Origin of the sequence: Limimaricola soesokkakensis (genome assembly GCF_900172345.1) — a bacterium.
GTDB classification, from domain to species: domain Bacteria; phylum Pseudomonadota; class Alphaproteobacteria; order Rhodobacterales; family Rhodobacteraceae; genus Limimaricola; species Limimaricola soesokkakensis.
Map to the genome: position 1 here is coordinate 428,561 of NZ_FWFY01000002.1, position 13,673 is coordinate 442,233.

General features: G+C 67.2%; 14 protein-coding genes and 2 tRNA genes. 7 read left to right on the forward strand and 9 right to left on the reverse strand.

Translation table 11 applies throughout. The annotated features are described in order from the left end of the window. Positions 1-117: 117 nt before the first annotated feature. Positions 118-765, forward strand: a complete 648-nt coding sequence (locus LOS8367_RS04815; RefSeq protein WP_085895338.1) for an outer membrane protein — start codon at positions 118-120, stop codon at positions 763-765. Between the two features lie 22 nt (positions 766-787). Here the strand turns inward: LOS8367_RS04815 and LOS8367_RS04820 are convergent, their stop codons facing one another. From LOS8367_RS04820 to dapF, 3 genes are all read right to left on the reverse strand, one after another. Next, positions 788-1,396, reverse strand: a complete 609-nt coding sequence (locus tag LOS8367_RS04820) for a glutathione S-transferase N-terminal domain-containing protein (protein ID WP_085895339.1) — start codon at positions 1,394-1,396, stop codon at positions 788-790. Between the two features lie 184 nt (positions 1,397-1,580). Beyond that, positions 1,581-2,852: a tRNA (N(6)-L-threonylcarbamoyladenosine(37)-C(2))-methylthiotransferase MtaB gene (gene mtaB, locus LOS8367_RS04825; protein ID WP_085895340.1), complete on the reverse strand. Its 1,272-nt coding sequence runs from the start codon at positions 2,850-2,852 to the stop codon at positions 1,581-1,583. Then, positions 2,852-3,670 (reverse strand): diaminopimelate epimerase, encoded by an 819-nt coding sequence (gene dapF, locus LOS8367_RS04830; protein WP_242665500.1) that lies wholly within the window; start codon positions 3,668-3,670, stop codon positions 2,852-2,854. Before dapF ends, mtaB begins: the two co-directional genes overlap by 1 nt. Positions 3,671-3,765: 95 nt before the next feature. On the opposite strand from dapF, the gene LOS8367_RS04835 reads away from it, so the two are divergent. Continuing rightward, positions 3,766-3,841 (forward strand) — tRNA-Lys (locus LOS8367_RS04835). 151 nt (positions 3,842-3,992) lie between these two features. On the opposite strand, the gene LOS8367_RS04840 is transcribed toward LOS8367_RS04835, so the two are convergent. Then, entirely contained in the window at positions 3,993-4,985 is a 993-nt protein-coding gene (locus LOS8367_RS04840) for a histidine kinase dimerization/phosphoacceptor domain -containing protein (protein WP_242665509.1), read from the reverse strand. Between the two features lie 158 nt (positions 4,986-5,143). Beyond that, a complete protein-coding gene (locus LOS8367_RS04845) occupies positions 5,144-6,169 on the reverse strand; it encodes a LacI family DNA-binding transcriptional regulator (RefSeq protein WP_085895343.1) in 1,026 nt (341 codons plus the stop codon). Positions 6,170-6,275: 106 nt separating this feature from the next. On the opposite strand from LOS8367_RS04845, the gene LOS8367_RS04850 reads away from it, so the two are divergent. Beyond that, positions 6,276-6,352 (forward strand) — tRNA-Arg (locus tag LOS8367_RS04850). Positions 6,353-6,440: 88 nt separating this feature from the next. Next, positions 6,441-7,241 carry a Crp/Fnr family transcriptional regulator gene (locus LOS8367_RS04855; protein ID WP_242665501.1) on the forward strand — a complete coding sequence of 267 codons (801 nt, stop codon included), beginning with the start codon at positions 6,441-6,443 and terminating at the stop codon, positions 7,239-7,241. A 34-nt stretch (positions 7,242-7,275) separates the two neighbouring features. On the opposite strand, the gene LOS8367_RS04860 is transcribed toward LOS8367_RS04855, so the two are convergent. Then, positions 7,276-7,980 carry a winged helix-turn-helix domain-containing protein gene (locus LOS8367_RS04860; protein ID WP_207569219.1) on the reverse strand — a complete coding sequence of 235 codons (705 nt, stop codon included), beginning with the start codon at positions 7,978-7,980 and terminating at the stop codon, positions 7,276-7,278. After that, a complete protein-coding gene (locus LOS8367_RS04865; protein ID WP_370737690.1) occupies positions 7,952-8,248 on the reverse strand; it encodes a hypothetical protein in 297 nt (98 codons plus the stop codon). The genes LOS8367_RS04860 and LOS8367_RS04865 overlap by 29 nt, the downstream gene beginning before the upstream one ends. A gap of 169 nt (positions 8,249-8,417) precedes the next feature. Between LOS8367_RS04865 and LOS8367_RS04870 the strand changes: the two genes are divergently transcribed. The 3 genes from LOS8367_RS04870 to LOS8367_RS04880 all read left to right on the forward strand — a co-directional run bounded on the left by LOS8367_RS04870 (position 8,418) and on the right by LOS8367_RS04880 (position 11,447). Continuing rightward, complete coding sequence (locus tag LOS8367_RS04870) at positions 8,418-9,422, forward strand: hypothetical protein (protein WP_133056288.1); 1,005 nt, start codon at positions 8,418-8,420, stop codon at positions 9,420-9,422. A gap of 195 nt (positions 9,423-9,617) precedes the next feature. Continuing rightward, entirely contained in the window at positions 9,618-10,247 is a 630-nt protein-coding gene (gene rnhB / locus LOS8367_RS04875; RefSeq protein ID WP_085895347.1) for a ribonuclease HII, read from the forward strand. Between the two features lie 90 nt (positions 10,248-10,337). Further along, entirely contained in the window at positions 10,338-11,447 is a 1,110-nt protein-coding gene (locus tag LOS8367_RS04880; RefSeq protein WP_085895348.1) for a site-specific DNA-methyltransferase, read from the forward strand. Here LOS8367_RS04880 and LOS8367_RS04885 read toward each other — a convergent pair. Both LOS8367_RS04885 and mutY read right to left on the reverse strand, forming a co-directional pair. After that, the gene (locus tag LOS8367_RS04885; protein ID WP_085895349.1) at positions 11,444-12,586 is read right to left on the reverse strand and encodes an alkane 1-monooxygenase; all 1,143 of its coding nucleotides are present in this window, start codon (positions 12,584-12,586) and stop codon (positions 11,444-11,446) included. The two genes, LOS8367_RS04880 and LOS8367_RS04885, sit on opposite strands and share 4 nt — an antisense overlap. 10 nt (positions 12,587-12,596) lie before the next feature. Next, positions 12,597-13,673 (reverse strand): A/G-specific adenine glycosylase, encoded by a 1,077-nt coding sequence (gene mutY / locus LOS8367_RS04890; RefSeq protein WP_085895350.1) that lies wholly within the window; start codon positions 13,671-13,673, stop codon positions 12,597-12,599.

Genomic DNA, 13,673 nt, shown 5'->3' on the forward strand with positions numbered 1-13,673 from the left:
ATGTGAATTGCCGTTACGTTGCGGTTTGACTCCGCAGATCCCAAATCCGGGTGATAGTAGCGCATCGCTATTCCCGATTCCGCTCCTCCGCCACCGCCTGTTCGAAAGCCGCATCCGATGTTCCGCCTTGCCGCGCCGCTGCTCCTGATCCTCGCCCCCGCCCTGGCCAATGCCGAGGTCGAGCTGAGTTTCTATGGCGGTGTCCAGGGCGCGCCGCATTCGGGCGTCGACGTCGATCGGCCCGGCACCGCAAACGACCGCGACTTCACCGCCGGCTGGGACGGCAACTCCTTCGACGCGCCGCCCTATTACGGCCTGCGCGCGACCTGGTGGCGCGAGGACAATCTCGGCTTCGGCGTCGATCTGAACCACACCAAGGTCTATGCCGACGATGATACCCTCGCCGAGCAGGGGCTCGAGACGCTGGAATTCACCGACGGGCTGAACATCCTGACCCTCAACGCCTATCGCCGCTTCCCCGATGCCGCCTACGGGCTGACGCCCTATGTCGGCGGCGGTCTCGGCATCGCGGCGCCGCGGGTCGAATATGATGACGGCGAAGGCCGCACCGACGAATACCAGATCACCGGTCCGGCGGTGGCGCTGATGGCCGGGGCGAGCTACGAGTTCAGCGACCGGGTCTCGGTGTTCGGCGAGTACAAGGGCACCTATTCCCAGAACGAGGCCGATCTGGTCGGCGGCGGCACGCTGGAATCGGATATCGTGACCAACGCGCTCAATCTCGGCGTCAGCTTCAACTTCTGATGCGACCCGGCCGGCGCCCGCCTCAGGCGGCGGGCGGGGCGGTGGCGATCATGCTCTCGCGGGTGGCAAAGCGCTCGGCCCAGACGGCGAGCTGCGGGCGCCCGGCGCGCCAGTCGCGCGCGGCATGGCGCAGATCGAGATAGCCCAGCGCGCAGGCCACGGCGATCTGGCCCATGTCGACCTGACCTTCGAGATGGCTGATCCAGCGCGCCTCGATCGCGTCGAGCGCGCGCTCGACCTTGCGCCATTGGCCGGCGACCCATTTCTCGGAGCGCTGGCCTTCAGGCCGGACGCGGGCCTCCAGCACCATGGCGAGCGCCGCGTCCATGATGCCGTCCGCCGTCGCCTCGAGCGTCAGCACCTCCCAGATCCGACGCTCGGGATAGAGCCGCCCCTCGGCGCGGGCATCGAGATAGCGGGTGATGACCCGGCTGTCATAAAGCGCGGGCCCGTCATCGCGCACCAGCGCGGGGATCTTGCCCAGCGGATTGGCATGGATCACATCGACCGGATCGCCGAGAGGATCGGTCGCGGCGGCGATCTCGGTGACCTGTTCGGCCTGCCCGGTCTCGCGCAGGACGACGCGGACCTTGCGCGCGAAGGGCGAGGCGGGGGAGGTGAGAAGTTTCATGTGGAACGCTCCGGTTGGCCCGCGCAGTCAAGCAGCGGCGCCCGCCACGCGCAAGGCCGACCCGGAGAGCGCGCCCCTTGGTTCATCTTTCCTCAAATACGCATGGCACCCCGTCACGGCATGTGCGCCGGTCTGAAGCGGAAGAGATCTGCGTATTTACGAGAAGACGAACCGGGGTCGCCGCTCAGGCGATGAGGCGGGTGCCGGAGACCCCGGTGATCGTGGCTTCGACGATGCGCCCTTCCGGCTGGTCACTAGCAAAATCCACCTCGGCAAAATGCTCGGTCCGCCCCATGTGCGGGCTTTCCATCAGCACGCGGTGGGTCCGCCCGACCTGCGCCGCCAGATGCGCCTGCGCCGCCAGATCGCCTGCGGCGCGCAGCCGTGCCGCGCGCGCCTTGATCGCCCGGCCATTCACCTGTGGCATCCGTGCCGCCGGGGTGCCCGGGCGGGGCGAATAGGGAAAGACGTGCAGCCAGGTCAGGTCGCACTCCTCGACCAGCTTCAGCGAGTTCTCGAACATCGCCTCGGTCTCGGTCGGAAAGCCCGCGATGATGTCGGCGCCGAAGGTCATGTCGGGCCGCAGCCGGCGCGCCTCTTCGGCAAAGCGGATCGCGTCGTCGCGCAGGTGGCGGCGCTTCATCCGCTTGAGGATCAGGTCGTCACCGTGCTGTAGCGACAGGTGTAGATGCGGCATCAGCCGCTTCTCGGTGGCGATCGCCTGCATCAGGTTCTCGTCGACCTCGATCGAATCGATCGAGGAAATGCGCAGCCGTTTCAGATCCGGCACCAGCTTGAGGATGCGCATCACCAGATCGCCCAGCTTCGGCTGCGCGGGCAGGTCAGCGCCCCAGGAGGTCAGGTCGACGCCGGTCAGCACCACCTCCTCATAGCCGCGATCCACCAGCCGCCTGATCTGCTCGACCACCACGCCCGCCGGCACCGAGCGCGAATTGCCCCGGCCAAAGGGAATGATGCAGAAGGTGCAGCGGTGATCGCAGCCGTTCTGGACCTGCACATAGGCGCGCGAACGGCTGCCGAAGCCGTCGATCAGGTGCCCAGCGGTCTCGGTCACGGACATGATGTCGTCGACCTGCACCGGCTCGGTCGCGCCGATCAGGTCGGGCGCCATGCCCTTCCAGGTTTCGGGCTGCATCTTCTCGGTGTTGCCGATGACTAGGTCGACCTCTTCCATGTCGGAAAAGCGCTTGGGATCGGTCTGCGCGGCGCAGCCGGTGACGATGATCTTCGCCGTCGGGTTCTCGCGCCGCAGTCGGCGGATTTCCTGCCCCGCCTTGCGCACCGCCTCGGCGGTGACGGCGCAGGTGTTGATCACCACCGCATCCTCGACCCCGGCGCGCGCGGCGAGATCCTTCATCGCCTCGGTCTCGTAGGCGTTGAGGCGGCAGCCCATGGTGGTGAAGATCGGTGCCTTGGAAGATTCGGGGCGGTCCATCAGAGCCTCCAGACTCCGTCGAAGACATGCGCGGTCGGGCCGGTCATCCAGACCCCGTCCTCGCGCCAGTCGATGTGAAGCGTGCCGCCGTCGAGATCGATGGTGACGGCGCGCGAGGTAAGTCCGCGCCGCGCGGCGGCGACGGCCACGGCGCATGAGGACGAGCCCGAAGCCAGCGTCAGCCCGGCGCCGCGCTCCCAGACCCGCATGCGGATTCGATCGGGCCCGGTGACCTGCGCCACCTGCACGTTGGTGCGCTCCGGGAACAGCGGGTGATGCTCATGCGGCGGGCCGAAACTGTCGAGATCGATCGCCTCGGCATCCGCGACGAAGAAGCTGCAATGGGGATTGCCCATGCCGGTGGCAGTGGGCGCGCCTTCGATCGGCAACTCCAGCGTATCCACCTCCCTTGCCAGCGGGATCTCGCGCCAGTCGAGCTGCGGCTGTCCCATGTTCACCGCGACCAGCCCGTCTCCGGCGTCGCGGGCGGCGAGGCGGCCGCGCTCGGTAGTGAGGTCGAGCGCGGGTTTGCCGCTGCGCGCCATTTCCCATGCCGCGATGCAGCGTGTGGCGTTGCCGCAGGCCGCCGAACGCGAACCATCGGCGTTCCAGAAGACGAGATGCAGGTCGGCATCCGCGCTCGGATGGATCGTCGCCAGCTGATCGAAACCGACGCCGCGATGGCGGTCGGCGATGGCGCGCGCGAGATCGGGCGTCATCTCCGGCACCCCTCGGCGCGCGTCGATGACGACGAAATCATTGCCGAGGCCGTGCATCTTCATGAACGGCAGGCCGGGGAGGGGGCTGTTGTCCTGCATGGCGGGGCCCATAGCAAAGCCCGCGAACTTTATCCAGAAAAAGCGTATTTTTGCGGTTGACCCCCCCGGCCACTAACCGTAGTTAGCCGCCCAGTGGGCCGTTAGCTCAGTTGGTAGAGCAACTGACTTTTAATCAGTGGGTCGCAGGTTCGAATCCTGCACGGCTCACCACTGATCACTCCAGGATCATCGATCGCGGACGGGGCGGGAGCGCATGCCTTCCCCTACCGCGGCATCGTGCCCCTCCCGATGTGCTGCCCGGCCTCGTCATCAATGCGCGTCATGCCGCAGTGCAGCGCACCTCTTCAATACCCGGCCTGTTTCAGTCGTCGAACCGCAATGTCACCGTGGTGCCGCCAGGGCCGCTCTCGATCACCGGGGTGGTGCCGAGCTGCGTGGCGAAGGCATGCACGAGCTGCTGACCGATGCCGCTGTCCGAGCGCCGATCCGCGCCAAGCCCGCAGCCGTCGTCCGCAACCGTGAGTTGCAATTTTCCATCCTGCAGCTCTTCAAGCGCCACGATGACCTTGCCCGTCCCGCCAGGTGCGAAGGCGTATTTGAGGCTGTTCGTCACCAGTTCGTTGACGATCAGCCCCAGCGGCACCGCGATCCGGGTCGAGAGCTTCATCGGCGCGATCCGGGGTTCAAGCAGGACGCTGTCGCTGCCGATCGATTCGGACAGCCCTTCCACGATCTTGTCGAGGTAGTCGCGCGAACACACCGTGTCGATCGAACCCGAGGCATTGAGCCGGCGATAAAGGCTGGCCACGGCCTGCACCCGTGCCCCGATCCGGCGCAGCGCCTCGCGTCCCTCGCCTTCGGCGCGGGCCCGCGATTCCATCGAGATAATGGAGGAGATAGTGCCGAGGCTGTTCATCACCCGGTGGTTCAGCTCGGCCAGCAATTGCTGCGCCTCGCTCAGCGCCGCCTCGCGCTCCGCCTCGATCCGCTTGGTTTCGGTGATGTCCCTGAACTGGATCGCGAAGCGCCCATGCGGCTCGATCGGCGCGGCGTAGACGTCGAAATAGCGTCCCATGGCGAGCGAGCCCTGCTGGAAGCGCCGCGATTCACCATTCAGGGCGATCCGGCCATAGGTCTCGATCCAGAACGTTTCGAGGTTCGGCACCATTTCGAGCGCGGTACGCCCCTTGGCGCCATAGAGGCCGGTCATCTCCTCGAATTGCGGGTTCATCTGGAGGAACCTGTAATCGACCGGCTGACCCTCGCTGTCGGTGATCATCTCGCAGGTGCAGAAGCCGTCATCGAGAAATCCGATGAACATGTCGACTTCGCGCGCCGACAACTGCAGCGGCATCTTGGTCACGGCAAACCACTCCCCCGTCCGGGCCGCTCATTCCCGGAAGCGACCTGTGGATAACAGGCTATGCCGAATCGCGCCGTATGCGAAGCAAAGATCGGCCGAACTGCACATAAGTGCCGATTCGTACGTCCGTTTTTGGCCGGAGGAGGCTTTCAGTGACGCCGCAGCGTGTCGCCCCGGGCGATCAGCGGCGTCAGTTCGACCCGCTCGGCACCGCCCTCGGACGGGTTGGCACAGCGCGCCGCGATGATCCGTGCCGCCTCGCGACCGATCTCGCGGCGGCAGGCATCCATCGTGGCCAACTGGCGCGGCAACCCGTCGAGAAGCTCGACCCCGTTGAAGCCGGCGAGTCCGATCTGCCCGGGAATGTCGATGCCCTGTTCGAGCAGCCACAGCAGTCCGCCCGCGCCGATCATGTCATTGGAGAAATACAGGAAATCGAGATCCGGCGTGCGGGTGAGCAGCGCCTCGGTCATCTCGCGGCCCTTCTTGAGCGCCGAGCCGCCGGAATAGAATTCCTGGTCGGCAATCTCTATGCCGGCGCGGGCGAGATGGCGGGTAAAGCCTTCGAAGCGTTTGCGGGCCCGGTGGTCGGCCGGCATCTTGGTGCCGAGAAAGCCGATCCGGCGATAACCCTCGCGCAGGATTGCCTCGGCCATCTCGCGCCCGGCCCGCCGATGGCTGATGCCGACGCAGGCATCGATCGGCGCGCCGTCGGTATCCATGATCTCGATCACCGGGATCTCGGCGCGCATCAGCATCGCCCGGCTCGCCTCGGTGTGCTCCAGCCCGGCAATGATCACCCCCGAGGGCCGCCAGGACAGCATCTCGAACAGCACCCGCTCCTCGGTGTCCGGCAGGTAATCCGTCACCCCCACCACCGGCTGCAGCCCGGTCCCGGCCAGCGTCTCGGAGATGCCAGACAGCACCTCGGGAAAGACCATGTTGCCAAGGCTCGGGATGATCACCGCGACCAGATTGACCCGGCTCGACGCCAGCGATCCGGCGATCCGGTTCGGCACGTAGCCCAGCTTCTTGGCGGCGGCGCGCACCTTGGTCCGGGTCGCCTCGCTGACGTCGCCCTTGTTGCGCAAGACCCGGCTCACGGTCATTTCGCTCACGCCTGACGCCTCCGAGACGTCGCGGAGCGTGAGGGGGCGGCGGGGCGGAATGGTCATGGCAACGGGTCCGGTGGGGGAGAACGGAACGAGCTATAGGATGCGACGCCGGGCTTGTCCAAGCGACGTTGACGGGCCCGGCAAAGCCGGGCATGGAAGGGGCCGTGGCCCCGTGGCTCAACTGGATAGAGCAATCCCCTCCTAAGGGATAGGTTGCAGGTTCGAGTCCTGCCGGGGTCACCATGGACTGACACGATGTTCGAACTTTGTGCGGCTCCGCACGGAACCTCTTGGGTTACTGGCGTTTATTATTACGGCGCAGTAGCACAGTATGGCGGTTGCAAGGACGAATACGGGATGCATCCGCCGGGGCTGCGACGAGCGTCGTGCGACCGCCCGCGACGAGAAGGCGCCGATGAAGGTCGAGGAAAAAGGTACACGGGGTGAAGGCAACCAGCTGCTGGCCCGGATGCCCGCAGCGCTTGCCGACCTCATGTTCGCCCATCTCGAACCCGTCAGCCTGCCGCAGGGCCTCGTGATCGAGCAGCCCAACGAACCGGTCGAGCACATCTATTTCCCGACAGGTGGCGTCATCTCCATCGTGGCGATGAACGGCGAGGGCAATGCCCAGATCGAGGCGGGGCTGGTCGGCCGCGAGGGGATGTCGGGCACCATGGTGGTGATGGGCACCGACCGGTCGCCGCACCAGACCACGGTGCAAATCGCCGGGACCGGCTACCGGCTCGAGGCGGACCGGCTGCGCGACGCGCTCGAGCAGGAGCCGCTGCGCGAGCGGCTGCTGCATTATTGCCATACGCTGTCGGTGCAGACCGCGCATACCGCTCTGGCCAACGCCAAGCTCAAGCTCGATGCCCGGCTCGCGCGCTGGCTGCTGATGTGTCACGACCGGATCGACGGGGACGAGGTGATGCTGACGCATGATTTCCTGTCGATCATGCTCGGCGTGCGCCGCGCCGGCGTCACCGTGTCGCTGCACATTCTCGAAGGGCAGGGGCTGGTGCGGGCCACGCGCGGGCAGATCCGCATCCTGAACCGCCGCGGCCTCGAAGAGATGGTCGGCGGCTGCTACGGCGTGCCCGAGGCGGAATACGCGCGGCTGATGCGCGACTGAGGCAGGATCGAGAACGCGGGCCGAGGGCCCGGCCTCACTGCATCCGGATCACCGATTTGTCGATCGCCAGCACGTAGCCGCGCTTGGCGATGTTCTTCACCAGAAGCTCGCTCACCAGCTGGTTGCCCAGCGTATCGCGCAACCGCTTGATCCGCGTGGCTCCGGCGGCCTCGTCGCAATCGGCGGCGGAGCGGCCCGAGATCACCGCCTCGATTTCCGAACCCGAGAGCACCTCGTCATCCATCCGGGCCTCGGCCAGCACCGACAGCGTCTCGATCGCCGCCGGCGTCAGCTTGAACTCGAAATCGTTGAGATGCACCGCGTTCTGGTCGCGGTTGATGACGAGGCTGTTCACCTCGATGCCCTTGCGCTCGATCCGGCCCATGCGGCGGTTGAGCTGGATCAGCATCAGCAGGAACGCCACCGCCGCCACCAGCATCGCCATCGCGAAGGTCAGCAGCACGAAGATCACGAAGCGGTAGCTCGACAGCACCTCCGAAAAGGCGGTGCCCGACTGCGCGAGGATCTCAAGGAGCTTGATCTCGGCCTGCGCGGTCAGGTCGTCATTCTCGACGAAGAGCCGTTCGACCCGGGCATTGAAGGCATTGGCGTCGGGCAGGTTGACGAAGAGCAGGATCGCCGCGCCGATCAGCAACAGCGCGATTGCCGCGAGTCCCGCGGTGACGATCTTGTTGCCTGCTTGTCGCGCCTCAGTAGCGGAGGAAGTAATCGCCTGCACTGTCCCGCCTTTTCTCCAGACCCTCGTCGCCGAACAGGCTCACGATGGCAAGGAGCTTCCAACCATCCGAGCCGAGCCGCGGGCGCAGTTCGTCCGCGGCGGCGTCGGGTTGGTCGCATGGCGAGGAGATTTCGGCAACGCCGTAATGCAGCCTGAGCGGATCGTCGCGCTTGGCCTTGTAATCGGCGTAACAGGCCGCCTGCGCCGATGCGGCGCCGACGACGATGAATGAGAGGGTGAGGGCGAGGGTTTTCATGGGCTTCACCATGCGGCGCGGCCCGGCGCTATTCAATAACGCGCCCCGCGGGACGCCGCGTTATTGCCTGACGGAGCAATCGGCCCAACTTTGCCTCACAAGACCTGCCTCCACCCGGCCCCGCACGATCGGCCGGCAGCAGGGTATTCGCTCCGCCGGGAGCCGCATGACGGAGACCGACATGGCACGACGCCTCATCGCCGCAACGCTTTCGCTATCGCTCGGGCTGTCCGGCCTCGCCCCCGCGCCGGTCATGGCGCAGGACGACAATGCGAGCATGGGCCGGCTGATCGGCGGGCTGGTGGCGCTCGGCGTAATCGGTGCCGCCGCCAAGCAGCAGCGCGACAAGGACAAGGAGCGCGCCGAGAAGAAGGCCAAGGCCGCCGAGAAGGAGGCCAAGGAGGAGCGCAAGGAGGCACGCAAGGCTGCCAAGGAAGAGCGCAAGGAAGCCGAGAAGCGCCTGAAGCGCGAGCTGGAGCGCCGCGAAGAGGAAGAAGAGCGCGAAAGCGAGTCCGATGTCCGCACCCGCGCGGCGCTGGGCGCCTTGAGCGCGATCATCGCCGGGCAGGGCGGGGGCTCCGGGATCGAAGCCATCGCGCGCGAGTTCGGGCTCGATCTGAGCGATCCGCAGGCCGAGGCCCGGGCCCAGGCCGAAGCGCAGGCCCGCGCCGAGGCAGTCGCGCGCGAAGAGGCCCTGGCGGCCGAACGCGAACGCGCCGAAACCGAGGCCCGCCGCGCCGAGATTGTGCGCCAGGCCGAGGAGGCCCGGCTCGCCGAGATCGCCCGGGCCGCCGAAGAGCGGCGCCGCGCCGAGGCGCGTGCCCGGCTCGAAGCGCAGGGAAGCCCGGTGGCCCCGGCACCCGAGGCGCTGCCGCCGATACCGCGCGACGAGGTGACCCCGGATCTGCTGCGCGACTGGAAGCCGGCCACGACCTCTGCGCAGACCCTGCCCGAGACGACCACCCCGGTCGCCACGGGAGAGATTCCCTTCGCCTGCCTGCGCCGGCAGCAAAGCGGCTTCGAATCCGCCTCGCTGGTCGATGGCGACTGCCTCGACGATTACCCGGTGCTGGCCCGCAGCTTTCCGCTCGATTGCGCCGTGACGGGCCGCGAGGAGGGCCGGATCACCTCCGGCTACGACACGCAGTGCCTGCGCGATCGCGGCTACAGAATTGCCGTCCGGTAAAACGGTCGAGCAGAGATGCGGCTCTTGCCCCAGTTGCCGCATCGCCCCCGGGGGTGGAAGCTTGGCTTCCACCCCCTAATCATTTTTTCCCGGTGGCCCTGGTGACGAGTGGGGGGCGGCGGTGTCCTTGTGCCCCGCCCCTGTTTTCCCGATGCGGCCCTTGATCGCCGGTCGCCGTCGCGCCAGAACCCCCGCATGCCACCCGATTTCACAGCAGAGACCACCGCCCGCACCCGCGGGCTCGTCCGCATCTGCGGCGTCGACGAGGTGGGGCGCGGCCCGCTCGCCGGCCCGGTCACCGCCGCTGCGGTGATTCTCGATCCCGAGCGCATTCCCGAAGGGCTCGACGATTCGAAGCGGCTCACTGCGCGTCGTCGGCTCGCTTTGGCCACCGAGATCGCGGCGGTGGCCGAGGTTTCGATCGCCCATGCGAGCGTCGAGGAAATCGAGAGCCACAACATCTTGCGCGCGTCGCATCTGGCGATGGTCCGCGCCGTGGCCGGCCTTTCGGCACCGCCCTGCCACGTGCTTATCGACGGCAACATGGTGCCGCGCGGCTTGGAGTACCCGAACGAAACCATGGTGGGCGGCGATGCGCGGTCGCTGTCGATCGCCGCGGCCTCGATCGTCGCCAAGGTGGCGCGCGACCGGATCATGGCGGAGTTGGCGCTGCGCCATCCGGGCTATGGCTGGGAGCGGAACTCCGGCTATGGAACGGCCCAACACATGGCGGCGCTACTGGATCTGGGGGTGACGCCTCATCATAGACGTGGCTTCAAACCCATCCACAACATCTTGTATCAACCCGCAATCGCAACCGACTGATTCGAAAAAGATTTTGACACCGACTCACCTCTGACTCATATTTATCCACAAGCACGAAGCGGGCCACCGCCGCGGATCAGAGGCGTTTCCATGACCACGAAGACGACAAGCCGGGGGGCGGCCACGCTCCCCCTGAACAGCGTTTTGGCCGGCGACTGCGTCGCGCAGATGAAGAAGCTGCCGGATGCGAGCGTCGATCTGGTCTTCGCGGACCCGCCCTACAATCTGCAGCTCCGGGGCGAGTTGATGCGCCCGGACAATTCCCGCGTCGATGCGGTGGATGATGCCTGGGACAGCTTCGCCAGCTTCAAGACCTATGACGCCTTCACCCGCGCCTGGCTGAAACAGGCGCGCCGCGTTCTCAAGCCCGAGGGCGCGATCTGGGTAATCGGCAGCTATCACAACGTGTTCCGCCTCGGCGCCGAGCTGCAGAACCAGGGGTTCTGGATTCTCAACGACGTGGTCTGGCGCAAGTCGAACCCGATGCCGAACTTCCGCGGCAAGCGGCTGACCAACGCGCATGAGACGCTGATCTGGGCGTCGAAATCCGAGGGCGCGAAATACACCTTCAATTACGAGGCGCTGAAGGCGCTGAACGAAGGCGTGCAGATGCGCTCGGATTGGGTGCTCCCGATCTGCACGGGTGGCGAGCGGCTCAAGGACGAGAACGGCCAGAAGGCGCATCCGACGCAAAAGCCCGAATCGCTGCTGCACCGGGTGATTCTCGGCACCACCAACCCCGGCGACGTGATCCTCGATCCGTTCTTCGGCACCGGCACCACCGGCGCCGTGGCCAAGGCGATGGGCCGCGATTTCATCGGCATCGAGCGCGAGGCCGATTATCGTCGTGTCGCCGAGGCCCGGATCGCGCAGGTCCGCCCCTACGATTCGGATGCGCTTCAGGTCTCGACCTCGAAGCGCGCCGAGCCGCGCGTCGCTTTCGGCGTTCTGGTGGAGCGCGGCATGCTGCGCCCGGGCGAGGTGCTGCACAGCCTCAACGGTCGTCACCGCGCCCGGGTGCGCGCCGACGGCACGCTGGTCTGCTCCGAGGCCAAGGGCTCGATCCACCAGGTCGGTGCCCAGCTGGAGGGCGCACCTTCCTGCAACGGCTGGACCTATTGGCACTTCAAGCGCGACGGCGCGACGGTGCCGATCGATCTGCTGCGCCAGCAGGTGCGCGCGGAGATGGCAGGGGACTAGGCGCCGCGCGGCAGCGGCAGCTCGCTTCGCTTGTACGGCCCCCAATCGGTGATCTCCGGGTAGAACCGCCTGCGCCAGGCGCGCACGCGCGGATTCATCATGCGCCGCCAGACGGGCGGGATCAGCGCCGCCACCCCCATGATCGGGTAGCCCTGCGGCAGCTGCGGCGCCTCGTCCTCGGGATAGGTCTGCAGCAGCGGATAGCGGCGGTCGGGCTTGTAATGGTGATCCGAATGGCGTTGCAGGTTGATCAGAAGTCGGTTCGAGGCACGGTGCTCGGCGTTCCATGAATGGCGCGGCTGCACGTGGTCGTAGCGCCCCTCTCCGAGATGCTTTCGCGTTAGCCCGTAATGCTCGATGTAGTTCACCAGCTCCAGCTGCCAGATCGCGACGAAGGCCTGCAACGCGAACAGCACGAGCCCCTCGATGCCACCCAAGGCTAGCGCCAGCCCCAGCATCCCCGCCTGCAGCGCCGCGTAGCGCCAGAACGGGTTCTTGGCGCTGCGCATGCTCAGCCCCTTGCGCGCCAAGAGCCGCGCCTCGGCGCGCCAAGCATCCCTTGGCATCCGCCACAGCACCCGGAAGAAGTGCCGGTGGAAGCCCTCGTTGTAGCGCGCCGTCACCACGTCGGCGGGGGTGCCGACATGCAGGTGATGCACCCGCAGATGATGCGAGCGGAACGGTGACCAGAGCACCATGGCGAGCAGGATGTCGCCCAGCCAGCGCTCCAGCCGGTCGCGCTGGTGCAGCAATTCATGCGCATAGACGATCCCGACCGCGCCCGAGATCACGCCCTGTCCCACGAAGAGCCCGATCTTTTCCCACGTCCCAAGATGGCCTGCGCGGCTGGAATAGAAGACGAGGCCGAAGGTCATGACCGCCTGCGCGGGGACCCAGATCATGGTGAGCAGCCGGTGCCAGATGAGCGCGCTCTCGGGCGTTTCGGGGTCGGGGTTCGAGCGGTCGAGGCCGCCGACGAGGTCGAGGATGTCGAACAGCAGCCAGGCAAAGGCGGGCAGCAGCAGCACCCACCAGCCTCCCATATGCGCCGCGACGGCCGCGAGTGGCAGCGTCAGCAGCGACACCCAGTAGGGCAGGGCGGACAGGAACGGGGCGCGCGGCGCCGGCAGCGTGGTCATGCGCGAGAGCCTAGCCCGCCGCTCCGGGCCGCTCAACGGCGAGATGCGGCGTCGCCACGTCGTGCACCTTGCGCATCAGCGTCGGCAGGGCGGCGGGGCGGAACGCCTCGGCCGCGACGAAATGCCCGCGCTCGGGATTGGTGGGCGGCAGTTCCGCCACCATCACGGTCAGGGTCAGCGCGAAATGGGTGAAGACATGCACGGCCTCGCCCGCCTCGCGCCAATCGGCGGGGGCTGGCGGCGCGGGTTCGGGCGCCTGCGTCCAGTCCGATCCGGGAAAGCCCAGCATGCCGCCCAGAAGCCCCTTGTCGGGCCGGGTTTCCATGAGCCAAGCACCGTCGGCGCGCCGTCCGACATAGGCATAGCCGCGGCGTTGCGGTTTGGCCTTCTTCGGGGCCTTCACCGGGCGCTCGCCCTGCGTGCCGCGCTGCCTCGCGAGGCAAGGATCACGCAGCGGGCAGATGCCGCAGGCCGGGTTGCGTGGCGTGCAGATCGTCGCGCCGAGATCCATCACCGCCTGCGCGTGATCGCCGGGGCGGTCGCGCGGTGTCAGCCGGGCGGCATGGGCGGTGAGTTCGGGCTTGGCTGCGGGCAAGGGCGTGGCGACGTCGAAGAGCCGTGACATGACCCGCTCCACATTGCCGTCCACCACCGTCTCGGCCCGGTCGAAGGCGATCGCGGCGATGGCGGCGGCGGTATAGGGGCCGATGCCCGGAAGCGCGATCAGCGCGTCATGCGTGTCCGGGAACCGGCCACCGTGATCGGCCACCACGGCGCGGGCGCATTTCAGGAGGTTGCGGGCCCGGGCGTAATAGCCGAGCCCCGCCCATTCGGCCATCACCTCCGAATCCTCGGCCGCCGCGAGATCGGCCACGCTCGGCCACAGCGCGACGAAGCGGTCGTGGTACTTCTTCACCGCGGCCACGGTGGTCTGCTGCAGCATCACCTCGGACAGCCAGACGCTGTAGGGGTCGGGACGCGTGCCCGCCAGCTTTTCGGCCGGCCCGGTGCGCCACGGCATGGTCCGGGCGTAGCGGTCGTACCAGTCGCGCAGCGCCTTGGTCATTTCGGTCTCGGTCACGCGCAT